Source organism: Streptomyces sp. 12E (assembly GCF_055633275.1).
Genome location: NZ_JBVNCJ010000001.1, coordinates 7,365,988 through 7,389,527 on the forward strand (window position 1 = coordinate 7,365,988; position 23,540 = coordinate 7,389,527).

General features: G+C 70.1%; 17 protein-coding genes and 10 pseudogenes. 17 read left to right on the plus strand and 10 right to left on the minus strand.

The window, feature by feature from the left end; genetic code table 11:
* Positions 1-567: 567 nt before the first annotated feature.
* Positions 568-1,533: an NAD(P)-dependent alcohol dehydrogenase gene (locus ACZ8ZB_RS33785; protein ID WP_470741351.1), complete on the minus strand. Its 966-nt coding sequence runs from the start codon at positions 1,531-1,533 to the stop codon at positions 568-570.
* A gap of 92 nt (positions 1,534-1,625) precedes the next feature.
* On the opposite strand from ACZ8ZB_RS33785, the gene ACZ8ZB_RS33790 reads away from it, so the two are divergent.
* From ACZ8ZB_RS33790 to ACZ8ZB_RS33805, 4 genes are all read left to right on the plus strand, one after another.
* Positions 1,626-2,306 (plus strand): TetR/AcrR family transcriptional regulator, encoded by a 681-nt coding sequence (locus ACZ8ZB_RS33790; RefSeq protein WP_470741352.1) that lies wholly within the window; start codon positions 1,626-1,628, stop codon positions 2,304-2,306.
* Between the two features lie 339 nt (positions 2,307-2,645).
* A complete protein-coding gene (locus tag ACZ8ZB_RS33795; RefSeq protein ID WP_470741353.1) occupies positions 2,646-3,068 on the plus strand; it encodes a DUF1622 domain-containing protein in 423 nt (140 codons plus the stop codon).
* Entirely contained in the window at positions 3,065-3,310 is a 246-nt protein-coding gene (locus ACZ8ZB_RS33800; protein ID WP_470741354.1) for a hypothetical protein, read from the plus strand. Before ACZ8ZB_RS33795 ends, ACZ8ZB_RS33800 begins: the two co-directional genes overlap by 4 nt.
* A 205-nt stretch (positions 3,311-3,515) precedes the next feature.
* Positions 3,516-3,758 (plus strand): oxidoreductase, encoded by a 243-nt coding sequence (locus ACZ8ZB_RS33805; RefSeq protein ID WP_470741355.1) that lies wholly within the window; start codon positions 3,516-3,518, stop codon positions 3,756-3,758.
* Here the strand turns inward: ACZ8ZB_RS33805 and ACZ8ZB_RS33810 are convergent.
* On the minus strand, positions 3,748-4,137 hold the full coding sequence (locus ACZ8ZB_RS33810; protein WP_470741356.1) for an STAS domain-containing protein: 390 nt from the start codon (positions 4,135-4,137) through the stop codon (positions 3,748-3,750). The genes ACZ8ZB_RS33805 and ACZ8ZB_RS33810 overlap by 11 nt on opposite strands.
* A gap of 163 nt (positions 4,138-4,300) precedes the next feature.
* Here ACZ8ZB_RS33810 and ACZ8ZB_RS33815 point away from each other — a divergent pair, with 163 nt between their 5' ends.
* From ACZ8ZB_RS33815 to ACZ8ZB_RS33840, 6 genes and pseudogenes are all read left to right on the plus strand, one after another.
* On the plus strand, positions 4,301-4,780 hold the full coding sequence (locus ACZ8ZB_RS33815; protein ID WP_470741652.1) for an ATP-binding protein: 480 nt from the start codon (positions 4,301-4,303) through the stop codon (positions 4,778-4,780).
* A gap of 196 nt (positions 4,781-4,976) precedes the next feature.
* The gene (locus tag ACZ8ZB_RS33820) at positions 4,977-5,225 is read left to right on the plus strand and encodes a transposase (RefSeq protein ID WP_470741357.1); all 249 of its coding nucleotides are present in this window, start codon (positions 4,977-4,979) and stop codon (positions 5,223-5,225) included.
* A gap of 71 nt (positions 5,226-5,296) precedes the next feature.
* Positions 5,297-5,593 (plus strand): hypothetical protein, encoded by a 297-nt coding sequence (locus ACZ8ZB_RS33825; protein ID WP_470741358.1) that lies wholly within the window; start codon positions 5,297-5,299, stop codon positions 5,591-5,593.
* A 693-nt stretch (positions 5,594-6,286) separates the two neighbouring features.
* Entirely contained in the window at positions 6,287-7,099 is an 813-nt protein-coding gene (locus tag ACZ8ZB_RS33830) for a hypothetical protein (protein ID WP_470741359.1), read from the plus strand.
* A gap of 93 nt (positions 7,100-7,192) precedes the next feature.
* Positions 7,193-7,393: pseudogene (locus ACZ8ZB_RS33835) on the plus strand (helix-turn-helix domain-containing protein); the annotation flags it as partial.
* Positions 7,394-7,459: 66 nt separating this feature from the next.
* A pseudogene (locus ACZ8ZB_RS33840) lies at positions 7,460-7,642 on the plus strand (transposase); the annotation flags it as partial.
* A 30-nt stretch (positions 7,643-7,672) separates the two neighbouring features.
* Here the strand turns inward: ACZ8ZB_RS33840 and ACZ8ZB_RS33845 are convergent.
* Positions 7,673-8,768, minus strand: a pseudogene (locus ACZ8ZB_RS33845) (integrase core domain-containing protein).
* Positions 8,769-9,123: 355 nt separating this feature from the next.
* Between ACZ8ZB_RS33845 and ACZ8ZB_RS33850 the strand changes: the two are divergent.
* A pseudogene (locus ACZ8ZB_RS33850) lies at positions 9,124-9,313 on the plus strand (IS6 family transposase); the annotation flags it as partial.
* Positions 9,314-9,585: 272 nt separating this feature from the next.
* Here the strand turns inward: ACZ8ZB_RS33850 and ACZ8ZB_RS33855 are convergent.
* Entirely contained in the window at positions 9,586-12,354 is a 2,769-nt protein-coding gene (locus ACZ8ZB_RS33855) for an alpha/beta hydrolase (protein ID WP_470741360.1), read from the minus strand.
* 402 nt (positions 12,355-12,756) lie between these two features.
* On the opposite strand from ACZ8ZB_RS33855, the gene ACZ8ZB_RS33860 reads away from it, so the two are divergent.
* The 4 genes and pseudogenes from ACZ8ZB_RS33860 (at position 12,757) to ACZ8ZB_RS33875 (ending at position 16,339) form a co-directional block, all read left to right on the plus strand.
* On the plus strand, positions 12,757-14,214 hold the full coding sequence (locus tag ACZ8ZB_RS33860; protein ID WP_470741361.1) for an aldehyde dehydrogenase family protein: 1,458 nt from the start codon (positions 12,757-12,759) through the stop codon (positions 14,212-14,214).
* A gap of 61 nt (positions 14,215-14,275) precedes the next feature.
* Positions 14,276-14,710: pseudogene (locus ACZ8ZB_RS33865) on the plus strand (SDR family NAD(P)-dependent oxidoreductase); the annotation flags it as partial.
* A 97-nt stretch (positions 14,711-14,807) separates the two neighbouring features.
* Positions 14,808-15,101, plus strand: coding sequence for a putative antibiotic biosynthesis monooxygenase (locus tag ACZ8ZB_RS33870; RefSeq protein WP_470741667.1), 294 nt, complete (start codon positions 14,808-14,810; stop codon positions 15,099-15,101).
* Entirely contained in the window at positions 15,098-16,339 is a 1,242-nt protein-coding gene (locus ACZ8ZB_RS33875) for a low temperature requirement protein A (protein WP_470741653.1), read from the plus strand. Before ACZ8ZB_RS33870 ends, ACZ8ZB_RS33875 begins: the two co-directional genes overlap by 4 nt.
* Before the next feature lie 242 nt (positions 16,340-16,581).
* On the opposite strand, the pseudogene ACZ8ZB_RS33880 reads toward ACZ8ZB_RS33875, so the two are convergent.
* A pseudogene (locus ACZ8ZB_RS33880) lies at positions 16,582-16,970 on the minus strand (DEAD/DEAH box helicase); the annotation flags it as partial.
* A 92-nt stretch (positions 16,971-17,062) separates the two neighbouring features.
* Here ACZ8ZB_RS33880 and ACZ8ZB_RS33885 point away from each other — a divergent pair.
* Both ACZ8ZB_RS33885 and ACZ8ZB_RS33890 read left to right on the plus strand, forming a co-directional pair.
* Complete coding sequence (locus ACZ8ZB_RS33885; RefSeq protein ID WP_470741362.1) at positions 17,063-19,846, plus strand: ATP-binding protein; 2,784 nt, start codon at positions 17,063-17,065, stop codon at positions 19,844-19,846.
* Positions 19,847-19,957: 111 nt separating this feature from the next.
* A pseudogene (locus ACZ8ZB_RS33890) lies at positions 19,958-20,495 on the plus strand (IS5 family transposase); the annotation flags it as partial.
* 76 nt (positions 20,496-20,571) lie between these two features.
* On the opposite strand, the gene ACZ8ZB_RS33895 reads toward ACZ8ZB_RS33890, so the two are convergent.
* The 5 genes and pseudogenes from ACZ8ZB_RS33895 to ACZ8ZB_RS33915 form a co-directional block, all read right to left on the minus strand.
* Complete coding sequence (locus tag ACZ8ZB_RS33895; RefSeq protein ID WP_470741363.1) at positions 20,572-21,177, minus strand: hypothetical protein; 606 nt, start codon at positions 21,175-21,177, stop codon at positions 20,572-20,574.
* Between the two features lie 108 nt (positions 21,178-21,285).
* Positions 21,286-21,840, minus strand: a pseudogene (locus ACZ8ZB_RS33900) (transposase); the annotation flags it as partial.
* 155 nt (positions 21,841-21,995) lie between these two features.
* Positions 21,996-22,190 (minus strand): hypothetical protein, encoded by a 195-nt coding sequence (locus ACZ8ZB_RS33905; protein ID WP_470741364.1) that lies wholly within the window; start codon positions 22,188-22,190, stop codon positions 21,996-21,998.
* Between the two features lie 133 nt (positions 22,191-22,323).
* A pseudogene (locus ACZ8ZB_RS33910) lies at positions 22,324-23,000 on the minus strand (nucleotidyl transferase AbiEii/AbiGii toxin family protein).
* Positions 22,997-23,364: pseudogene (locus ACZ8ZB_RS33915) on the minus strand (hypothetical protein). The pseudogenes ACZ8ZB_RS33910 and ACZ8ZB_RS33915 overlap by 4 nt, the downstream one beginning before the upstream one ends.
* Between the last annotated feature and the right edge of the window lie 176 nt (positions 23,365-23,540).

Here is a 23,540-nt window from a genome sequence, read left to right on the forward strand (position 1 = left end):
AGCAGAGCGAGGGCCGAAGGGCCCGTTCACCGACAGGGCCCGGGTCGAAGGCGAATTCCAGGGGTCGTCGCAACACGTGATCACTGACGTGTGGTGGCGAGCAGTTTAGACAGACGCTCGGCTGGGGTTTCCCAGCCGAGCGTCTTGCGTGGGTGGGCGCAGCTCCTGGAAGGCGAACGCGGTCTCGTTATCGGCGGCCGCGACCTCCACTACCGCGAGCCCGGCTCCGCCACATGCGCGTCGTTGACCGGCCTCATACCCGGCACAACGTTCCGCCGAGATCCTCCACCCCGAGCAGTGTCACCCGGACCGGGTACGGCGGGGCATGCGTGCTGACTTCCCGCAGCCTGACCGCCTGACCGCCTGACTGTGCAGACGCGCTCGATGGTGCTTCGGCCTTCCCTGAGGGCGTGGTGCCGCCCCCGTACGACGAGGGATGCGGGCGGCGTTCTCAAGAGGCATCGCGCGTCGCCACGCGCGCTACGACAAGCCGGCGGTCCACTACGGGACGACCGACCTCATCGCTGCCGTTGACGAACGGCTGTGATCAGCACCTTCACAGGAGTCCTACGCGACCTTGACCACGTACTTGCCCTGGACGCCGCCCGCCTCCAGCGCCCGGTGTGCCGCTGGCGTCTCCTCCAGGGGGAAGACCGTGTCCACCGCGGGGTTCAGCTTGCCCTCGACCACATGGCGGGCGAGGTCGTCGAAGTCCGTCCGCGTGGGGTTGCCGCTGAAGAAGCGCACCCGGCCGCGTCCGTGGACCGTGCTGGCCGCGAGGTAGCCGAGCGACACAGCGGGCCGTTTCGGGTCGAAGGCGATGGTGACCATGCGTCCGCCGGGATTCAGCAGCCGCCGGAAAGCCCGCAGGTCGGTCCCCACGGTGTCCAGGACCACGTCGAAGCGGCCCAGCTCCGCCGGCCGCGCGGTCCGGTGGTCGAGGGCCCTGTGCGCGCCGAGTCCGCGGACGAAGTCGTGGTTGGCTGCGCGGGCCAGGGCCGTGACCCCGGCGCCGTACGCCCGTCCGAGCTGGACGGCGGCGTTGCCGACACCGCCCGCCGCACCCCGCACGAGGAGTCGTTCGCCGGGGCGCAGCCGGGCTTTGTCGCGAAGCGCGGTGATGGCTGTGGTGGCTACCGGCAGCGCGGCGGCGTCCACCAGGTCAAGGCTGTCGGGGAGCCGGCCGACCCGCTCGGCGGGCACGGTCACGTACTCGGCGGCGCTGCCGAACCCGGAGGTACGGCCCAGGACCCCCCATACGCGGTCCCCGGCCGCGAACCGTGTGACTCCGGCCCCCAGCGCGGCCACCTCGCCGGTGAAGTCCAAGCCGACGCGCTTGGGAAATCTCCGGCCGCTCAGGAAGCGGAGGCGGCCGGCACGAGCTGCCAGTTCGCCGCCGTTGACGCTGAACGCGCGCACCCGCACAAGGACTTCGCCGGGGGCCGGCTCGGGGCGCGGCACGTGGCTCGTGTAGAGCACCTCGGGGCCGCCGTAACGGTCGTAGAGCACTGCCTTCATCATGCGGTCGTTCATCGTTCTGCCTTTGCCGCCGGAGGGGTCTGGCATTGACCGTAAGCTCTCAAGTGGACGCAATCGTCCGTTTGGACCGGAAGCGAGAGACAGTGATGGCGGAATCCTCTCGGATCACAGCCCAGGACGGGGTGCGGGCGGACGCCCGGCGCAACCGGGAGCGCGTCCTCGTCGCCGCCCGTGCGGTCTTCGCGGAGCACGGGATCGATGCCCCGATGGCCACCGTGGCCCGTCGGGCCGGGGTCGGAGTGGCGACGCTGTACCGGCATTTCCCGACCCGGGACGCCCTGGTGCGGGGTGCGTTCGCGCAGCAGATGGAGACCTGCGTGCGGGCGCTCACCGAGGCTCTGGCCGCCCCCGACCCATGGCAGGGCTTCCAGCAGCTGGTCGAGACGGTCTGCGCTCTGCAGCGGGAGGAACGCGGGTTCCCGGCCGCGTTCCTCGCGGCCTTCCCGGAAAGCACCTCGGAACATGCGCAGGCCCGGCAACGGGCCGAGCGGGACTTCACGACCCTGGTGCGCAGGGCACAGGCGTCGGGCGCACTGCGGGCCGACTTTCATCCTTCCGACCTCGCCGTGGTCCTGTTGGCGCACTGCGCTCTGGTGGCCGCCCTACCGGATGATGGTGCAGCGTCCCGGCGCCTGGTGGCCTACCTGCTCCAGTCGTTCCGCGCCGACACGGCCAACCAGCCGCTGCCGCCGCCGGCTGCGCTGACACTGCGCAGTCTCCCGATTACGACTGACAATCCCCAGAGGCAGCGGCCCCCCAGAGCCTGACATGAACCGGTACCCATCGCAGGGCGCATCCAGACCTATATAAGCCCTCCGGTGCCCGCGCGGACGTGCACGCCTACACCAAGACGGCTACATCACCTACCACGGCTGACCGGCAGCCGTCGCCGGACGCAGCGGCGCCCCATTCTGCTTCACGGGCAGGGCGTCGCCTGCCGTTTCCGGCCTTCGTAGAAGGTGATCACCGGCCGCAGTCCTGACCGTGCAGGCCTCGGCGGCCGAGTACCGGTCGCGCCGGCCGAGCGTGCAGGTCCCTGACGTGCAGTACGACTCCCTGGCCCGCCCGCCGTGCCGACCGGGCCGGGCGGGGGTACCCGGCCGCTCATGAACATCTTCCTGTCGGTGGAAGTACTGCCCGAGTCCAGGCTCCGGGACGTGGTGGACCTGCTGGTGAGACTGGTGGAGGCGGCCGGGGCCCTGATCATCTTCGTGGGGGCCGCCTGGGCGTTCGGCCACTTCCTCCTTGCAGGAGTCCGCGGTGGCGGCGTGGGCCGCCAGTTCAACCGGATCCGGCTCTCCCTGGGCCGGTTCCTGGCGCTGGGCCTGGAGTTCCAGCTCGCCGGGGATGTGCTGCGCACCGCCATCGCGCCGAGCTTCACGGAGATCGGGCAGCTCGCCGCGATCGCCGCGATCCGGACCGCCCTGAACTACTTCCTCAGCCGGGAGATCGCCAACGAGCGCGCCGAGATCGAGCGCGAGCGCCGCAAGGAGGCGGACGGCTTTCGTGCCCCGGCGGGACCGGCGTGACTGCCCTCCTGCACCTGGCCGCCCTCGCCGCCACCGCCTTCGGGCTCATCGCCGCCGCGGTGGTGTTCGCGGCGGCGAGGCGGTTGATGCCCGCACTGGCCGTCCTGCTGGACTTCCTCATCGCGGCAGGGCTGCTGCGGCTGGCGGGTGAGCCGAACTGGGACGCCATCGTGACGGCCGCCGCCGTGATCGCCGTCCGCAAGCTCGTCACCGCAGGCCTGCGCTTTTCCCCGCCGCGCTGACCGAGCGGGCCAATAGGCTGCGCCGGTGTCAGATGTCCGTTCTCCAGCGGCGTGTGGCCTGGCCCGTGCTGCCGGGGCAGAAATACCACCAGGGCAGTGCGGCCTGTACGGGCCACTCGACCGGCTCGTAGTGGACCGGGCCTTCCGGTTGCCGGCGCAGGACCGCCCTGCCGGCCGGCAGGGCGCCGTCGGTCTCATCACGTCCGTGGCCGTTTCGGCGATCCTGTTCGGCCTCGACTCGCGGGTTCCGGAGGAGCTCAGGACCGAAGGCATCAAGAGCGTCGTCGAAGCCTTCCGCAAGGCCGCGGTCCGTGCGAAGGCGGCCGGATTCGACGTGGCCGAGGTGCACGCGGCCCATGGTTACCTGCTCAATCAGTGCCTCTTCCCTCTGGTCGGCCAACGGACGGACGAGTATGGCGGCAGCCACGCGGCGTCGGTCAGCTGTTGAGGGCGTCGTGCAGGGTGGGGTGGCAGTCGATGATTTCGTCGATGCCGACGATCTGCAGGGTGCGCAGTACGGCGGGGGTGGGCGCGGCCAGCCGGAGCCAGCCTCCCGCTGCGGTGGCGGCGTGGTGGGCTGTGAGGAGGATGTTGATGCCGCTGGAGTCCATGAAGGTGACCTGCCGCAGGTCGGCCACGATGCGGGACGGGCCGGTGGGGGAGGGGTCCAGGGCCTGACGGAGCGTCTTACCGGTGTCGTGGTCGATCTCGCCGGCCAGCGTCAGGACGCGTACGCCGTCGGTGGTGGCAGCGGTGATCGACAGCCCGCCGCCGGGGTGCGGCGTCTGCTCGGCGGGTTGTGCGCCTGTCATATGCCTCTCGGTCATATGAGTGATACTGGCACACCGAGCCTTGCCCTCCGGCGCCGCCCTGCACGATGCGGGCGACGCCCTCGACGGTGCAGGAAGCCGGGGGAGGAGTGCAGGGCGTGTGCTGCGCAAGGGCGGGTATGCGCGTTGGGTGGTGAACGGGGTAGTGAAGGCGGCGGGGATGGAAACAGTGTCCGTGGGCGGGGACGGCGCTACGCCGGGGGGAGAGGTCATACAGACCACGGTCGCGTTGGACGGGGACGGGGCCGGTATTGCCCAGGCTCGTCACCTGGCCGTCGGCTTCCTCACGCGGGTGCAGGCCGAATACGGCCTGCCCGTCTCCCGGCGCGCGATGGACGTGACGCAGTTGGTGGTCAGCGAACTGGTCACCAACGCTCGTAAGTACGCTCCCGGCCCGGCGCTGATGGACCTGCGCATCGCCGGCGACACGGTAGTGGTGTCGGTGTGGGACTCCGATCCGGTGCTGCCGGTCGCCCGGGCCGCGGACGCCGGCCGGGTCGGCCAGCACGGCCTGGAGATCGTCATGGCCGTCGCCCAGGGTTTCGAAGCACGGCGCGAACCGGTCGGTAAACGCATCACCGCCCGCCTCGCTCTTGCCGACGACCCCGGCGGCGCCCTCACCGGACACCCGCCCTTGTAGAAAGGCCTCCGGCTGCCGGTCACCGCTGTCAGTACGTCACCGACTGGGTATCCGGCAAAACCCGCCGGGGCCTTGCCATCAACGTCGCCGAGCATGATGAACCGCTCCGGGTTCGGTAGGGACTCTGGTCTGCCCCGGGTCTGATGGAGTCGGGTTGCTGGAGAACTGACTGATTCAGCAGCATCCGGAGGCCACCGTGTCCCGCAGCTATCCGCCCGAGTTCCGCCGCCGGGTCCTCGACCTTGTCGCATCCGGCCGCAAGGTCGCCGAGGCAGCCCAACTCCTGGGCGTCAGCGACCAGACGATCTACAGCTGGCGCCGCCAGCATCTGATCAACACCGGGCAGATCCCCGGTTGGCTTCGTTCACATCAGGCAGCAGCGTTTGTTCAGCAGTCCGGGAGGCAGTTGGTGATCCACTGGCTCGCTGATGTCCACGAGAAATGAAGGCGGTCCGATGTCCGAGCGTCCGGGATGATCGGGGAGGAGTTCGGATCCGCGGGGAAAGGAACAGCGCGATGGCGATCAGAGGACGGAGCCCGGAGAGGACGGCCCGCCTTGAAGCGCTCGTCGACGAGTGCCGACCGCTGTTGGCCGGGGACGGCGGGATGGCTGCCGTGCAGCGGCTGCTGAGTGAGTGCCGGGTCGAGGTGCTTGATGCCGTGGTGATCACGCGTGAACTGCTGGGGGCGGGTCCCACGTCGCTCGCGGAGGCGAAGACCATCGTTCTGACGAGCCCAGGCAGAGGGCGTGAGCTGAGGGTGCACGAGCAGTTCATGGACGGCTTGGAACAGAACGGTGCCCTCGGCCAGTGACAACCGGCTGGTCGGCGTCCCGCCACCCATGAAGGGTGGCGGGTTGAAGGAAGGCCGTCAGACGGCCTTGGCTGGTTGTTCGACGCCGACGACGCCCTCCAGCACCTCATCTATCACGCCCGCGAGACGGTGACCGCCCGCCAGGAGGAACCCTCCGCCTGGTTCGTTTCCTCTCGTGGTGGGGGCAATGAGAGGAATCTAGTGGTTTGTGCGTACCGAACTGCGGGTTTTCCCCGGACGAGTGATAAGGGCAGGCCGGTTGGTCAGGTTTTGACGGACCGAGCCGTGGTAGTGGTGGCGCTCGGTGTGCGCGTTGGCCTTCGCGCGACTGGCGGACCACAGCAGCGAGGCAACAGCGAAGACCAGGACGACGGGCTCGACCGCGCCAACCGCGAGTACGGCAGCGTCGGGGCAGGACACCCCCGCGGAGCCCCCACCACACTCCCACCGCCAGGCAGGATGAGCAGGGCATTTTATCGTCCCGGAGTATGTGCCCTCAAGGCTGCCCTCTCGTACATCGCCCTACCGCCGCCGCCGCTCTAGGCTCCGTGACGTCGATCGGGAGGGGCGGGAAAGAGCGTGCACGAGTTACGGAGAGCGAAGGAGCCGCGGCCGGCGCCCCGGACCGCTGCCTGGCGTGGGGCGCCGTCCACGGGCCTGGCCGCTCTTCAGCAGCAGGCGGGGAACGCGGCGGTGACCCGCTGGGTGCAGCGCAAGCCGGTCGGCGCCTTGAAAGAGCACTACGCCACGAGGCCCACGGAACACCCCGAGTGGGAGACCTACCAGAAGCTGACCGAGGCCGCGGGCATTCCCCAGGCCGAAGCCGACGACGCGTGGCAAATGCTGCTCGGCGGGGTCGACTCACAGGGCGCGCTGAACGCCGAGGCAGCGGCGAGGACGAGCGACCGCCAGAAGCAGCGCGAGATCCGTGCGATGAACACGTGGTACCAGGAGTTCGTCAAGCTGATGACCAAGCACCTGGAGGTAAAGACGCCCACCATGGCCCTGTGGGCCGGCGGCATCGAGGTCAACGACTACGCGCATGCGAAGGGCCACACACCGCTAGCGCAGACCCGAATCGGCAGCGTGCTGAACGTCCTGGAACTGCATCCGGACTGGAAGCTGACCGGGCCGATGTGGAGCATCCTGTCCAAGGCGTTCGTGTCGCTGGCCACCGGCCCGGTGCACATCTTCGTGCGGGCCTACGATCCCGACAGCATCCTCATCCGGCTGGAGGTCCCGGAGCTGCGGCTGGTCCAGCGGCTCAACCCGAACGTCCGGATGATCTGGCACCCCCTCTACACCGGTCCGGACGGGCGGACGCTGGAGATCTCCGAGGACTTCCACCTCGTCGACAACGCGGAGTACGACAAGCGCGACACGTGCGTGCGGATCCTCTTCCAGTACCTCAGGCTCTTCCACGACGAGAGCAACGCCAAAGCCGCCCCCGCCCACAAGAGCATGGAGCAACTGCTCGCCGCGAACGGCCACAAGGACGGCGTCTGACCCAGGAGCGAAGGGCCTACGTTGTCGAGCGCTGGAAATACCGGCGTTAGAGGTTGTCCCGTACCTGCTGGTCAGAGGTGAGACGATCTTGTCGTGGCGGGTGTGATCACGGCGTCGGAGCCCTCCTGGACAGGTCCGTTCACCGGGCTGAGCCCACGGCAGTTCAACAAGCTGATCACCGCACTGCGGCGCGAGGGCACCGATCCGGTCCGCAAGGGCCGGCCGTGGTCGCTGCCCTTGGAGGACCGGGTGCTGCTGGTGGCCGCGTACTGGCGCACCAATCTCACCCTGCGCTAGGTCGTTCCTGATGGCTCTTGCTGGGCTGGGTGGATCAGTGCTCCGGCTGGGCAGGTGCATCTCATGGTGCGGCGGCATGAGCTCACGGATGCGCAGTGGCAGAAGATCGAGTCGTTACTGCCCGCCAACGGCAGGCCGGGCGGGCAGCGGGCCGATCACCGCAGAGTGATCAACAGGGTGTTGTTCCGGGCTCGTACCGGTGTGCCATGGCCGGATCTGCCCGAACGCTACGGGCCCTGGCGGACCTGCGCCTGCCGAAAAGCTCATCCGCCCAGTTCAGGCGGCATGTCGATACTGGTGGAGGATGCCGCCGAGTCGTTGGCGTCGTCGTATGTCGAGGTGGATGATCTGCTCCGGATCGCTGATCGGCCTCGGCAAGGGGCGTGGCGGGCGGGCGTTGGCGATGCCTTGATGGGGCCGGTGGGAGTGGTAGAGGTCTTCGAACTCGCGTAGCGCGTGGAGCAGGTGTCGCTGGTTCCGGATCAGGGTGCGGTCCAGCGACTCGCGCCGGCAGGTCTGCACCCACCGTTCCATGATCGAGTTCATGCGCGGCATCCGTACTCCGCTGAGTACTACCTCGATCCCTGCATCGTTGAGGACGGTGTCGAACAGGGCGGGAAACTTCCCGTCCCGGTCCCGGATCAGGAACCTGACCCGGCAGCCGGCGTCTTCGAGGTCCATGACGAGATTCTTCGCGACGTGCGTCACCCAGGATGCGGTGGGGGCGCAGTGGCGCCGAGGACCCGGATCCGGCGGCTGGCATGTTCGATCACCGCGAACACGTACAGGCGCGCCCCGCACAGTGTGACCGTCTGCAGGAAGTCGCACGCCGGCAGGGCGCCGGCCTGGGAGCGCAGGAAGTCCGCCCATGTGCTGGAAGCACGGCCCGGTGCCGGGTCGATCCCAGCCTTCTGGAGGATCTCCCAGACGGTTGAGGAGGCCGCCTTGATTCCAAGGGCGAGGAGTTCGCCGTGGAGGCGGCGGTACCCCCGACCAGGATTTCCCGCGCAAGCCGCAACACCAAGAGCCGGACGGAGCGCACGGTCCGCGGCCTTCCCGAGCGCTTCGGCCGGGAAGCGGCAGCGTGGCGGCGCGCCACCAGATCGCGGTGCCGGCGCAGCACCGTATCCGGACGCACCAGCAACCTCACCCTGCGCAGCACCTCCGACGGCAGCCGGTGCGGCATCGCCGCCAAGAACGCTCGATCGCCCGGAGTGAACCGCACCCTGCCTTTGCCGAGTTGACGCTGAAGCACCGTGACCTGATGGCGCAGGGCGAGAATCTCCGCGTCCTTGTCCCGGTCGCTCACTGGTAACAGGCGGACCATGGCGAACGCTTGGGTCATGGTCAGGCAAGCCAGTCGCAGCAGCACGACCGACCATCATGTCGGTACAACCACCAGGTACGCGAGAGCACCCCCTCGAGCACCCGCGCATCCCCGCCCACCGTCTTTCACCAGGGCGGACGAGGTTTTCGGCAGGGGCCGCGTTACCTCGCGCCGGGCGGCCGTGACGCACTCAAGCCGCGACGGAACAGCTGCGGCTTGAGTGTGCCGACTGCTGGACCAGTTATGTGAGCAAGGACGGCTCCGGCAGCGAGGAGGCGAGCGCATCCCGAAGGCACAGGTCAGCGCCGTCGGCGGTGACAACTGTCGTGCTTCGGCACATGTCACGTTGGCTGACCGGGTGGGATGTTCTTCGGGTTGATCATGAGGGAGGGGGCCATCCGTGAGGAGTACGTCGCTGTCGTACAGGGGGCACCGGTACCCGGTCGAGGTGATCTCCCCCTGCGTGTGGCTGTACTTCCGCTCCCCGCTCAGCTTCCGCGAGGTCGAGGAGCTGATGCTCGAGCATGGCGTGACGGTCCCCTGGGAGACGGCGCGGCGGTGGCGCGGGAAGCTCGGGCAGGCCTACGCCACGCGCGGGAGTGTCCGGCATCGCGGGAAAAGTTCAGGCAGCCGTCTCGATATCGCTGGTTTGCGCCGTAAGCCGGCACTCCCCTCGCTGTTCCGCTCTCGCGTATTGCGTGGTCGCACGACGACGAGACCTCGGCCGACTCACGTTCTTCGGCAGCAGGTTGCGCCGGGGGCTGGACGGGACGGTCGGGAGCCGCGTGACCTCGTGAAGAGCGGGGCCCGGACAGGCCGGACCCCGCACAAGAGGGTGTTCACGATCCCTCGTACATCGTGCTTACGGCTTGTCGAGCACCGTCCCCGTCAGCACCGGCCCGTCGGGCAGCGGTTCGGCGTCGTAGTCGGTCGGCGCGAGGCGCATCGACTCGGCCGGCTCGGCCACCTGGTCCCGCACGATCGGCACGAAGAAGTCCGCGCTGGTGCTCCCGGGCGGGATCTTCAGCCACACCCACAGGCTCGCGTCGGACAGCGGCCGCTCGGGGTCGGGCACGTCACCGGACCAGTCCATGAGCCATTGCGGGTCCACGTCCTTGGTGGACAGCTCGGCGCCCTCGGTGACCGGAAGCACCCGCACCGGCTGCCAGATGTCCACCTCCGTGGGCGCATCCGCGGACAGCCGCCAGGTCAGCGTCTCCCCCTCGGTCACCCGGTCCGCGACCGGCGACAGGGTGATCACCGGCTCGGGGTCGTCGTCCTCGACGGTGAGCCCGCCCCGGTGCTTGCCGACGACGGCGTTGTGGACGGCCTTGACGGCGATGTCGTGCTCCACGTCGTGGCCGTAGGCCGTGTCGCCCTTCACCTCGACCGGCACGTCTATCACGTCGCTGCCGGGCCGCACGGTCACGAGGCGGCTCTCGGCCCGGTCGCTGTCCGGGTCGAGGACGTACACGCGGACCTGCCCGCTGCCGTGCCCGGAGATCTCGACCGGGACCCGGTAGGTACGGATGCCCGAGTCGCCCTCCTTGACGATCGTGCGGCCCACGTCGACACGCGGCAGTGCGGCCGCCTTCACCGCCGAAGTGCCGGGCGCCCAGCCCCAGGCGTCCATCAGCCAGGCCCGTCCGGACTGCGAACGAGGCGTCAGCTCGAGGGACTTGACACGTCTGAGATCGAGCCCGGCCCGGATCGCGGCCGACAGCGGGACGCGCAGCTCCTGAGCCCAGTAGGAGGCGGTGTTCGCGGAGCCCGGGAGACCGTCCACCCGGACCGAGCCCAACGTCACCCTACGGTCGGAGGAGTCGGTGACGGACACGTCGAACTTCGTGCCGGTCGTGTTCGGCGGTACGAAGACCCGGAGCGCGAGCTGCTGGGAGTCGCGGAGGGAGAGCGGCTCGGCCGGAGTGATGCGCGCGGCCGTGCCCGGCGCGGACCACTGCAGGTCCACCGCGCTGCGGCCCGCCTCCTGTTTTGTCTGCCACCGCACGAAGTGCGGTGACGATCCGGGGGTCTCCGGGTCCAGACAGGCCACTGCCGGGTCGGGGTCGATCGCCGAACACAGCCGGGCGCCGGTCACCTCCGCCCCGTCGTCCGGCAGGAAACCACCGCTGCGGCGGCCGCCGACCGCGTGGGTCAGCACCCGGGCCGGGTCCGCGGACGGGGCCCGCTTGCCGGAACCGTCGAGCAGCGGACGCACCCGATCGTCCCCGGCGACGAAGAGCCGGGCCGCGGCGGCGATGTACGTGGCGCCCGCCTTGTGCTGCTGGGCGGCGGTCAGCCGGGTCGCGGCACCCGGCGTGCACACCGGGTCCGGCTGCTCCAGGCCGGTCCCGAAGTCGTCCCAGGCCGGTGCGACGGCCTCACCCGGGGTCCACTCGCTGTTGAAGTAGTTGTGGTTGGCGCCGATCATGTAGACCGCGCTGTGCAGGGCCGTGCCCCGGCTGATCCCGCGCGTCCCGTCGACGAAGTTCTGGCCCTGGAGATCCGACACGTCGCCGTCGCAGCCCGGCAGCAGTGTCACGGACGGCACGTCGGCGACCGGGTTCTGGCCGAAGAGCGTCGGCCCGATGAGCACGGTCCCGCGCACCTTCCAGCGCGCCGGGCCCCGGTGGCCGTCCTCGGCGGCCGGCGGCGGGTAGAGGCTGTCCATGGCGGCCCGGTTGACGCCCTCGCCACCGCGTGAGTGGCCGATGAGCAGGACACGGGAGAGGTCCGCTTTCGCCGCCTCGCGCACGGCGGCCGGGGCGGAGGAGCGATGGGCGCTCCAGTCGGCCCAGCGGGCGAGGTGCTCGCGTACCAGTGAGGAACGCGCCTGCGTGCCGTAGTCCTCGGCCTGCCCGTCCTGGGCGTTGATGCCGTTCGCCGAGATCGACACCGTCACATGGCCCTGGGAAGCCAGCAGTCGCTGGTCACGCAGGTAGCCCAGGTGGCTCGGGATCGGCTTGTAGCCGTCCGCGCAGGGCCAGTCGACGGTCACGTCGTCCTCGGAGCCCGGCTTGTAACAGGTGTTGTGGCGGCCGTGCAGGAACAGAGCGAGCGGCCGGCTGCCGGTGGCGCCCTTCGGCGCCACCACCTCGGCGGTCATCTCCACCGGGGTGTCGAACCCGGGCAGGCGCACCGGGTCGAGGTCGTACTTCCCGGTGACCGTGCGGTACGATCCGGGTCTGCCCGGATCAACGCTGTTCGCCGGTGCCTGCGCGGGCATCCGTGCCACGCGCGAGCCGGACCTGTGGGTGTCGTCGGCCGCCACGTCCAGTCGGCGTCCCGCGGCCGTCACGCGAAGGTCCGTCAGCTGTCCGGGCGGCGTTCCGCCGAGGGCGAGCCGGAAGGTCTTCCCGTCCCTCGCCGGCTTCGGCGCCCCGAGCAGCCGCTCCCCGGTACGGAACTCGACCCGCGCATCCCCCATGGGCACGGCCTTCGGCGTACGCCAGACCAGCTCACGCGCCCCGCCCTTCCCGGCGATCCGCCACCCCGGGGGAAGTGGATTGTCGTCCGTCGCGCTCAACGGACCCGATTCGTGCGATTGTTCGGCTTGTGCCGGTCCGGGCGAGCCCGCCAAGGCCGCCAGTACCGCCACGGCGGTCACACATATTCGCCGGGCACGGAACAATGGTCCTCTCCTCAAAACCCCGTGCGCAGACGTCCCGTCGGTTTCGGGCGCCCCTCGCGTCACCTAGGACGGGGGAGGGGCGTCTGCGGGTTGTCCGTGAGGAGAAGCCGACAGCGGGCGAGCGATGCGATCAAGCCAGTGCAGCTGGGTTTTCCCCGTGATGGCGGACACGCGTCTTTGATCACGCGGCGAGCGTGAGTTCAGAGGCAGCGCCTCCAGAGCCTTCGGCCACCCGGCTGTGAGAGCTACCGGTCGGGTCTCAGCACTGCCCCGGTACTGACGTAAGCGAGCCGTCGGCCGGATGTCAGTCAGCTGACGGAGGCTGTCGGCACGGCGGCCGAGCCATTCTCGTGGAGACAGCGAAACCGCCCGGTACCCGGGCGAGACCACGAGGAGCGGACCATGAACACCATCGCGCAGCACTGGATCAACGGACGGTGGACCGGCTCCGGCTCGGTTCTGGAATCGATCAACCCGGCCGACGGCACCGTGGTCGGCTCCTTCTACGACGGTGGCGAGGCAGAGGCCTCGGCCGCCGTGGACGCAGCCGCCGCCGCGTTCGAGACCACCGAATGGGCGCGCACTCCCTCGCTCCGGGCGACCGCGCTCAGCCGGCTGGCCGACGCCCTCGAGGCCCGGGTGCCCGAGATTGCGGCCATGTTGTCCCGGGAGAACGGCAAGCTGCTGGGTGAGACCACGTGGGAGGTCAGCGGTGCGGCCGGATGGCTGCGCTACGCGGCGGCCTCGGCACGCACCCAGACCGCCGGGCGCGCCGCCGAGACGGCACCCGGCCAGTACACCCACTCGGTGCCCGAGCCGCTCGGTGTCGTCGGGATCATCTCTCCCTGGAACTCCCCCGTCATGCTGACCGTGCGGGCTCTGGGCCCGGCACTGGCCGCCGGCTGCACCGTCGTGGTCAAACTTCCGGCTCAGACGGCACTGACCAATGAGCTGTTCGCGCAGGTCCTTGCCTCGGTCCCGGAAATCCCGGCGGGCGTGGTCAGCGTGTTCACCGAGTCCGGCAACACCGGGGCCCCGTTCCTGGTCTCCTCGGACAAGGTCGACGTGATCAACTACACCGGCAGCACGCCGGTCGGCCGCCGTATCGCGGCCGCGGCCTCCGCCACGCTCAAGCGGCTCGGTCTGGAACTGGGCGGCAAGGCTCCGCTGGTGATCCTTCCCGACGCCGATCTGGACATGGTGATCCCGACCGTGGTGCAGTCGCTGGTGATGATGAACGGGCAGTTCTGCTGCACCGGCTCCCGCGTACTGGTGCACCGGGACATCGCCGACCAGGTGCGCACTCGCCTTGTCAACGCGCTCGCACAGGTGCGGCTCGGCTCGGGCGACGACGAGAAGGCCCAGCTCGGCCCGGTGATCGACCGGGCGTCCGCCCAGCGGGTGGACGCGATCGTCGAGGAAGCCGCCTCGTACGGCACGGTACTGCTGCGCGGCGGTGTGGTCACCGACGGCCCGCTGGCCGCTGGTGCGTTCTACCGGCCGAGCCTGATCGAGGTGGACCGCACCGACGTCCGGATCGTGCAGGAAGAGGTCTTCGGCCCGGTCCAGACGTTCGAGATCTTCGACGACGAGGACGACGCCGTGGCCAAGGCGAACGCCACCATCTACGGCCTGGCCGCCTCGGTGTTCAGCTCGGACTCCATGAAGGCCCGCCGGATCGCCCGGCGCATCCGCACCGGCACTGTATGGATCAACACCTGGGGAGCCATCAGCGAGGACTTCGAGGAGGGCGGCGTCAAGGGCAGCGGTTACGGCTACCTGTGCGGCCCGCGCGCGATCGAGGAGTTCCAGGCCCTCAAGGTGTACGTGGAGCAGGACCACACCCATTCCGCTCACTGATCAGATCAGGACCCGGCCCGGCGCCCACCTGGGCACCGGGCCGTCTCCCTGCACGGGAAGGTTGCACCAGGCGTCGATTCTGATCACCGGAGCGACGAACGGTTGTGGTCTCGCTCTGGCTGAGGAGCTTGCGAAAGCCGTGCACCAGTTGCTTCCGCACGGTCGTGCCCCGCAGCGACTGGTGCCGATCACGCAGCGTTTCGGGGCCGAGCAATACATCGCCGACCTGTCCGCTCCGGCCGAGCCCCAGCGACCCGCGGCCGAAGTGGCGGCACGGCACGATCGCCTCGACGTGCTGGTCAGCAACGCGGGTGTGGGCTTCACCTGGAACGGCACCATCCGATGCATGCCGGCAGACGGACACCAGCAGCGGCCGGCGGTGAACCATCTGAGCCCTGTGCTGCTCACCCGGCAACTGCTGCCGCTGTTACGCGCGGGCAGCCCCTCACGCAGCGCCAACATCGCCCCGGTCGCGCAGGAACCGATGGAATCAAAACGATACGCAGCATTTCGATTTGGAGTGGTCCATGAACGAGAGAACTGTTTCCCACGCCTACGGTGCCGACGGTCCTGGACTGCCAAGCCCACCGGCAGTGACAGACAGCCGGCACACGCTCCGGGAGCAGAGCCGGAACGCGTCCGCGAACGCCGAACCCCGGCTCGACCCCACCGTTCCGGCCCCCGTCCGGCGTTGGAAGCTGTGGCTCCTCACCGTGTGCGCCATCTACCCCACCATCGTCCTGCTGGGCCTGGCCACGAACCCTGTTCTGGAGGATCTGTACCTGCCGGTGCGACTGGCTGTACTCGTCCCGGTGGCGGCAGCAGCGATGGTCTGGCAGATCAATCCCCGACTGCAGCGGCATTTCGGAGCTTGGCTCACCAGATGACAAGCAGTCCGAATCCGCCGCCGGTGTCCTCCGCGGCGCCCGCACACCACAGACCACTGCGCAGGCTCACGGCACGAGGCCGCGACGAGACCCACCGCGGCGTCTCCTCACTGGAGCTCTTCTTCGACCTGTGCTTCATCGTGGCCATAGCCCAGGCAGGCGCCCAGTTGGTGCACGCCATGGTCGAGGGACACACGGGCGAGGGGATCCTCAACTACTTGATGATCTTTTTCGCCATCTGGTGGGCGTGGATGAACTTCACCTGGTTCGCCTCGGCTTACGACAACGACGACGTGCTGTACCGGATCGTCACGCTGATCCAGATAGCCGGCGTGCTCGTCCTGACGGCAGGCGTCTCCCAGGCCTCCGAGGAACACGCGTACCCGGTCGTCATCCTGGGCTATGTGATCATGCGGCTCGCCATGACGGCGCAGTGGCTGCGCGTGGCACGGTCGAGCCAGGGCCCCGAGCGGACGATGGCGCTGCGGTACGCCATCGGGCTGTGTCAGATCGGCTGGCTGGGACTACTGGCCCTGCCGGAGGCCGGCCGCCCGTGGCTCTTCCTGGTGATGACGCTGCTGGAGATGGCCGTACCGCTGTATGCGGAGCGGGCCCACCCCACGCCGTGGCACCCCCACCACATCGCCGAACGGTACGGGCTGCTCACGCTCATCGTGCTCGGCGAGACCATCGCGGCGGCCACCGTCGCCGTGAAGTCGGGGATCGACGAGCACGAGGCCCTGGGTGAGTTGCTGCCCATCGCCGCCGGCGGACTACTGATCATCTTCGCCGCCTGGTGGGTCTACTTCGCGGTCCCCATCCACGGGCACCTCCGGTCCAACCGGCAGTCCTTCCTCTGGGGCTACGGCCATTACCTGATCTTCGTCTCGGGTGCCGCGATCGGGGCCGGCTTGGAGGTGGCGGTGGAGCAGGCGGTGGGCAAGGCGCACCTTTCGGCGCTGTCGGCGTCGGCGGCGGTGACGCTGCCGACAGCGCTGTTCCTGCTCACGGTGTGGGCGCTGCACTCGCGCTTCTACAAGGTGGGGATCGCTCAGCAGTCGGTGCTGCCGGCCACAGCGCTGCTGGTGGTCGTCTGTACGTTCCTGGGGCACTGGGCGGTGCTCGCGGCGGGTCTGGTGGCGGCGCTGGCGGTGGCAGCCGGAGTGACGCTGACGGCGCTCGGGGCGAGTCCGGAGCGCGGGATGGGCGAGGAAAGCGCCGCGGTGCCAGTTCTGTGAGGAAACCCTCGCCGCCGCGGGAACCTGGCCGGCACGGCGTACGGCGGCGCCCGCGCCGTGCGCCCGGTGCACCTGCTCAATGACGGCGACACGTTGTTCACGCCGACGACGGGGACGCACCCGCTCGGCACCGCGAACCCGCTGGCCCTGGACGACGTCCCCACGGCGGGGCGCGGTGACCCACGCGACCGCACGCCCACCGGTTCTGTCTCGTCGTCGGCCGTGGTCTGTTCGCTGTGGCCGCGCGGGGTGGAGAAGTGGAGCAGGGCGGACTCGGCAGCGGCGTCGGCGTCGTCGTGTTCCTGGTCTTCGCCGTCGTCCTCGCCGCCGATGATCCGTCCGTCTTCGTCGCGTCGGACGTGGATCTTGCGCTGTCCGCTGGCGTGGGCGTGGGAGGCGAGCTGCTCGACGAGTCGTTCATCATGACTGCGCAGGCCTCGGAGGACGGCGACGAGGGGGCGGTAGCTGGCGGAGGCGACCGTGCCGGCCGGTCTTCGCCGGGCGGGAGGAAGACCGGCACAGAGATCCGCGTGCCCTTGGTGCTGGCGTTGCGGTGGGGCTGCGGCGCCCGACGGGTGTTCTGCATGATCTTCGTCTGGGAGCTGCGGGTGTCGGCGAAGCAGACGGCTTCAGGCTCCGTTTGCCGGTGGGTGCGATACTTCCTGGTCAAGTGCGTGGCTAGTGTTTCGACTGCTTCGCGAGACTGGACGAGGGACGCGGCGAATGTGGGCGAAGTCAGGGACAGGCACGGGCGTCGGCCCGACCGGGCTGGTCGGCCGGGAGGGCGAGCTCGCCGAGCTTGCGGCGTTCCTGGACATGGCCGGGACGGACGGAGCCGTCCTGCTGCTCACCGGTGATCCGGGCGTGGGGAAGACGGCACTCCTGGACGCGACCGCCGAGCTGGCGGTGGCGAAAGGAGTGCGGGTCGTCCGCGGGAGCGGTGTCGAGTACGAGACGGACATCAGCTACGCGGGGCTCCATCAGCTCGTCGGCTCGCTGCCGGACGAGCTCGGTCGTCTGCCGCGTTCCATGCGGGAGGCCCTCGAGGTCGCCCTCGGTCTCGGCGCCGGTCCCGCGCCGAGCCGGATCGCCGTCCTGAACGCGGCACTGTCCCTGTTCGACGAGGCCGCGAAGGAGCGGCCGTTGCTCCTCGTGGTCGATGACCTTCATGCCATCGACCAGGCGAGCCGGGCCGCGGTGGGTTTCGTCGCCAGAAGACTGGGGGGCCACCGCATCGGGCTGCTCGGAGCACAGCGGGCGGAGTCCGGCGAATCCTTCCGGTCCACCGGTCTGCCGGAACTCGAGGTCGCACCGCTGGGTGACGCGGACGCCCTGCGACTGCTGTCCCGACGCTTCGCCCACCTCCCCCGCCGGGTTCTTTCGACCGTGGCCCACGAGGCGCAGGGAAACCCCCTGGCTCTGCTCGAGTTCGCCGGGTCCACCGGGGTGTCCGGCGATCGACACGGCCAAGGGACGGGGCGGGCGAGCGGCCCGGGACGGGATGTCCGCGCTCTGTACGGCGCCCGCGTCGGACGACTGCCGCGGGGAACGCGTGAGGTACTGCTGCTCGCGGCTCTCGAGGGCTCCGGCGACATCGGCGTCCTCGAGGCGGCCGGCGGGCCGGGCAGTCTCGAGGAACTCGCTCCCGCGGAGCGTGACCACCTGGTCATGGTCACGGAGAACGGCCGCGCGGTGCGCTTCAGGCATCCGCTGGTCAGGTCCGCGGTGGTCGACGGTTCCACCGGTGAACAGCGGCGCGGCGCCCACCGCCGGCTGGCCGACGCGCTGGCCGACCAGCCCGAGCGGCGCGGTGATCACCTCGCCAGAGCCACGACGGCGCCCGACGAGGCGGTCGCCGCCGTCGTGGAGTCGGCGGCCCGGAGCAGCCTGCGGCGCGGTGACGCCGACGGCGCGATAACGAGATTGCGGCGCGCGGCCGAGCTGAGCCCCGACCGAGCGGACCGCAGGCGCCGCCTGTCGCAGGCCGCCTATGCCGCCGCCTGGGTCGCAGGCCATCTGGAGATCAGCCACGAGATCATGCGCGAGGTCGAGGGCAATCCCGCGGCCCGGTCGCTCTCGGCGGCCGCGACGGCCGGCTTCCTGGTGCTCGTCACGGAAGGCGACGCCGATACGGCCCATGCACTCCTGATGGAGGCGGTCGAGCAGGCCCCGGTGATGCCCGGACCGCCGCATGAGGAGCTGGAGACCGCGCTGTTCACCCTCACCCTCGCCAGCCAGTACTCGGGCCGGCCCGAGCACTGGCAGCCTCTGGCCGACGTGCTCGCCCGGTTCCCCGAGGCGGCGCCCGCCGCCGCGGCGTCGCTGGGGCGCGTCCACCACGACCTCGGCTCCGTCACCGACGGCATGCTGCGCCGCCTGGACGAGGAGATCGCGCGGCTGAGGGACCAGAGCGACGCCGACGTGGTCATCCGCACCGCCCTGACCGCCTCGTACCTCGACCGGCTTCCGGGCTGTCGCGAGGCCGTGTCCCGGGTCATACGCGACGGCGGCGCGGTGGGATCGAGCATGCCGGCCCTGATGTTCGTCGCCCTGGACGACTTGCACGCCGGCCGGTGGCAGGCGTCGGCCGGCGCCGCGGACGAGCTCATCGCACTGTCCGAGGAGATGGGGTACCACCTGTTCGCCCAGGTGGGGCACTACGTCGCTGCGATGGCCGCGGCCCAGCGCGGCGCCCTCGACGCGTGCCGGGAGCACTGCGAGGACATCTGGGGGTGGTCGGGCCCCAGGGGCTTGCGGCGGCTGGAGAACTGCGCTCACCAGGCGGCGGCCCGGGCGGCCCTCGGCGCCGCCGACTTCGAGACGGCGTTCCGGCACGCCACGGCGATCTGCGCCCCGGGTGTGCTGCCGCCGTTCAACCCCGAGGCCGTGTGGTCCGCGCCGGACCTCGTCGAGGCCGCCGTGCGCACCGGGCGGCACGCGGAGGCGCGACGGCACGCGGACGCGCTGCGCGACGCCGGTGTCGGCCACCTCTCGTCGCGGCTCGCGCTGAGCACGGCCACGGTCACGGCGATGACATCGGCTGCCGAGGACATGGTCCGGTGCTTCGAGGAGGCACTCGCACTGCCGGGCGTCGAGCAGTGGCCCTTCGAGGTCGGCCGTGCTCATCTGGCGTACGGCGAGAGGCTGCGCCGTCAGGGGCTCAACCGCGAGGCCCGGGTGCGGCTGGCCGCCGCCCGCGGCCGCTTCGAGGAACTCGGGGCCCGTTCGTGGGAGGCCCGGGCCGCGGCGGAGCTCCGCGCCACCGGCATGACGCGGACCGGCCGGGGCAAGGCCGGTGAGGCCCTCACCCCGCAGGAGCTGGAGGTCGCCAGGCTGGCGGCGACGGGGCTGTCGAACCCGCAGATCGCGTCGCGTCTGTTCCTTTCGCCGCGGACCGTGTCGTCGCATCTCTACCATGTGTTCCCGAAGCTGGGGATCACGTCGCGGGCCGGGCTCCGCGACGCTCTGGAGGCGCTGCCTCCCGAGCCTTCGGCCACCCGGCTGTGAGAGCCACCGGTCGGGTCCCAGCACTGCCCCGGTACTGACTTACTGATCGTTTCAGAATGACTTGAGCTGCGGGTCTTGTGCTCGGCGATCTTGGTCGGCAGGGTGTCCGAGGTGCGTGCCGATCTTGTTCCTGACGGCCTGTGGGAGCGGGTGGCCCCGTTGCTTCCGCCCGCTCCCGAGCGGCGCCACCGGTATCCGGGGCGGTTGCGTGTTCCTGACCGAACAGCACTCGCCGGCGTCCTGTTCGTGCTGCGGACGGGTGTCGCCTGGCGGGACGTCCCGGCGGAGACTGTGGGCTGTTCCGGCATGACGGCCTGGCGCCGACTGCGGGATCGGACCGAGGCCGGCGTCTGGCCACGCCTGCACGCCGCCCTGCTGACCGAGCTGCGCCGCGCCGAACGGCTTGGACCTGGACGACTGTGCCGTGGACGGATCGCACGTCCGGGCCCTCAAAAGGGGGGACCACGCTGGACCCTCACCCGTCGACCGCGCCCGCCCCGGCTCCAAGCACCACCTGATCGTCGACCGGCACGGAACCCCGCTCGCCGTCACGCTCACCGGCGGCAACCGGCACGACGTCACCCAGCTCCTGCTCCTGCTCGACGCGGTCCCGCCGATTCGGGGAGCCCGGGGACGCCCCGCCGCACGCGGGAGCAATTGCCAATACTTGTGGATCGCTGGGAGAGACGAGCGGTTTGGGGTTCTGTCCATGGCGGTACGCCTGGCTATCCCCGCTCGGGACGCAGCAGGACCTCGCTGCCTACGGGTGTGAACCCGCAGGCGAGGAAGGCGCGCAGGGAGCGGGCGTTGCCGGGGGAGACGGCGGCGAAGACCGGGGAGGCTTCCGGAACCAGGGAAAGGGCATCGGCGAGGAGCGACCGCCCGTGTCCTTGGCTGCCGTCCTGGACGTTGTGGAGCTCGATACTCAGCTCGCGCCGACCGGCGAGGCCGTCGGCCAGGGTGATGAGGCCGCGTTCGTCACCGTAGGCCTTGACGTTCGTCCGCAGCTCCCGGGCATGGCGGACACGTGAGTGAGCATCTGCATCGGTCAGCTCTGCCAGACGCGGCGGGCCGCCTGTGCCGCGCGCCGTGAGTGTCGCGTCGGTGACACCGATCCAGCCCTTCGGGCCGGCCAGGTGCCGCAGGAAGTCCGGCGAGAGCGACGCACCGAAGCCATCCGTTCCTTGGGCATGTACGGCCTGGCTGGTCATGGCGGTGGTGATGACGGCGTGGCCGGTGAAGGCGACCGAGCACTCGAGTCCTCCGGGCAGAGGGGGTAACACCGTCACCTGGCCGTCGGCCGGCGGGAAGCAACCGTCGGCGGCGGCCATGAAGAGCGTCAGGAGTGGGCGCGATTCGCCCGCGATTGCCCACCTGTCTGTCGAGGAAGCCGGCAGGGAGCGATTGTCGGACAGGCCCCGTGGATCAGTCGAGGCTGGTCATGTTGCGAGGGGCTCCGGGCGTTCGACGAGTCGGCCGCGTTCGAAGCGGGCGCCGGCCCGGACGAGTGCAACGAGGTGGGGTGCGTTCACCGCGCGCCACCGGTTCTGGGCGGACTCGACCAGCTTGAAGACCATCGCGAGGGCGGCGGCGCGGGAGCCGGCGCCCTTGGTGACCTTGGTCTGCAGGCGGACGGTGGCCAACGTCGACTCGATGGGGTTGGTGGTCCGCAGGTGGATCCAGTGCTCGGCTGGGAAGTCGTAGAACGCCAGCAACTGGTCCTGGTCGTCGGTGATCTTCTTGACCGCCTTGCGGAACTTCGCGCCGTAGAGCTTGGCGAACGTTTTGATCGCCTGCTCGGCGTGGTCGCGGTCCATGAAGGCGGCGTGGTCGGCCTGTCACTGTGCCGTCAGCCGGGTGACCGTCGCTGGGGAGAGCCCGGCGGAGGAGCCGAGGAACTGCTCCAGGGCGGGTACGAAGTCGCCGGAGGACAGGCCGTGCAGGTAGAGCAGGGGCAGCACCTCGCTGCCACGCGGGATTCTCCCGTGCCAGGCGCAGCACCAAGGCGCGCACGATGCGGGGCCGGCCCCGGGCGCTTCGGCCTGGATTCGGCGGCGTGGCGGCGGGCGACCAGGTCGCGGTGCCAACGGAGCATCGTGCCCTGCCGCCCCAGCAGCCGCAGCCTGCACAGCACGTCCCGCGGCAGCCTCTACAGCAGCGCCGCCGGGAAAGCTCGGTCACTCGGACTGAAACGCACCTTGTCCTCATCGAGTTGGTGCTCCAGCACCGACAGTCGGTGGCGCGGAGCGAAGATCTCCATGTCCTTGTCCCGATCGCTCATCGGCAGCAGACGCAGCATGACGAACGCGTTCGCCATGCTCGAGCAGGTCAGCCGCAGCAGCACGGCTGGTCATCGTGCCGCGTTGATCGACAACCGCGCGACGGCCTTACGCACCAGATCCGACCAGGGCGGATGAGGTTGCCGGCAAGCGCAGGGTCCACTCCTCGAGCAGGGTGCGGTTGAAGTCCAGACGTGATCAGTCGATGTCCGTATCATCGGCCTCTTCGAGGAGACGGGCCGCGAGGTCGTCGGCCCTCTCCACGGCCCAAGTGCGGGGAGCGGTGATGGTGGTGTCATCGAGCCCGTAGGCGGCGAAGGCTTCGTCGTCGGTCCACTCGGCGCCCGTGAGGTTCGCCTGCAGGTCCTCGTGCTCGAAGCGGCCGCGGGCGTGGCGGCGGCCGAACTCCTCGAGCTCGGCATTGGGCCAGCGGCGTGAGGCCGCGAACACGTCGATCAGGCCGCGGGGCGCCCCGCGGTCGGCGAGGGCGCGGACCTTGGTGCCGATCACGTCCTCCTCCGCGAGGACGGGCCCGTACGGGCTCTGGGCGACCGGCCGCCAGAAGATCCCCTTGAGGATGTCGACTTCGCATTCCTGCCCCGTGGCCGGGTCGGTCACGGTGAAGCGGGCGGACAGCGGGGCGGTCTCCAGCGCGTGCCCCTTCCAGCCGCGGGCCTCCAGGCCGGCGCGGAGCGTGGCGGCGATGTCGGCCATGGGCGCCGGGTTCTCGGTGGCGACGTCGAGGTCCTGGCTGGGGCGGTTGACGAGGTGGTGTGCTCGCACGGCGTACCCGCCGGTGAGGACCAGGGATACGGGGAGCCGAGGGCGATCACATCCGCCAGGAGCCGCGTGTGCAGCTCCGGCACGTCCGTCACGCGGCAGCTCGGGTGCGGGAGGCGAGCTGAGGGAAGGCGTCTTCCCACACGGTGCGCACGGTGCGACCGACGAGGGTGCGCAGTACCGGCCACAGTTGGAGGAGCAGGTCCCGGTCGAGATAGCGGGGCAGGTCATCACGCAGGCCCTCGTGCAGGACGGTGCGGTACAGCCCCATGCGCTGGCGCGGCTTGCCCAGGTCGTACGACGTCATCCCGGACCAGGCCATGTGCAGCGGCAGCTCCACGACCCCTGCGTGGGGCCGTGCAACTCGTCCAGCGACTCCGGCAGACGTCGCCGGAATTCCTCCCGGTACGACGCGAGATCCTTGGCGGCCGCGTCCGAGAGGCCGCTCGACGTGGGCACGGGGCGCTGTGGGATGGAGGGCACGCCTCCGTCATGGCTGCAGGGGAGCGGTAAGGGGCATGATGCGCGAGCTTGCCTCCGCAGTGAGCGGGACGGGCTCGTGGAGGGTGTCTGAGCGTGACAGCAAGGCAGTGAATGGAGAACCCGGCCCGACCTGTCCCCGCCCATGAGTCGCT

Bases quoted from the DNA above. Each gene is read 5' to 3' on its own strand.
- ACZ8ZB_RS33785 (WP_470741351.1), bottom strand. From the start codon at position 1,533: ATGAACGACCGCATGATGAAGGCAGTGCTCTACGACCGTTACGGCGGC.
- ACZ8ZB_RS33790 (WP_470741352.1), top strand. From the start codon at position 1,626: ATGGCGGAATCCTCTCGGATCACAGCCCAGGACGGGGTGCGGGCGGAC.
- ACZ8ZB_RS33795 (WP_470741353.1), top strand. From the start codon at position 2,646: ATGAACATCTTCCTGTCGGTGGAAGTACTGCCCGAGTCCAGGCTCCGG.
- ACZ8ZB_RS33810 (WP_470741356.1), bottom strand. From the start codon at position 4,137: ATGACCGAGAGGCATATGACAGGCGCACAACCCGCCGAGCAGACGCCG.
- ACZ8ZB_RS33815 (WP_470741652.1), top strand. From the start codon at position 4,301: ATGGAAACAGTGTCCGTGGGCGGGGACGGCGCTACGCCGGGGGGAGAG.
- ACZ8ZB_RS33825 (WP_470741358.1), top strand. From the start codon at position 5,297: ATGGCGATCAGAGGACGGAGCCCGGAGAGGACGGCCCGCCTTGAAGCG.
- ACZ8ZB_RS33860 (WP_470741361.1), top strand. From the start codon at position 12,757: ATGAACACCATCGCGCAGCACTGGATCAACGGACGGTGGACCGGCTCC.
- ACZ8ZB_RS33875 (WP_470741653.1), top strand. From the start codon at position 15,098: ATGACAAGCAGTCCGAATCCGCCGCCGGTGTCCTCCGCGGCGCCCGCA.
- ACZ8ZB_RS33885 (WP_470741362.1), top strand. From the start codon at position 17,063: ATGTGGGCGAAGTCAGGGACAGGCACGGGCGTCGGCCCGACCGGGCTG.
- ACZ8ZB_RS33895 (WP_470741363.1), bottom strand. From the start codon at position 21,177: ATGGCCGCCGCCGACGGTTGCTTCCCGCCGGCCGACGGCCAGGTGACG.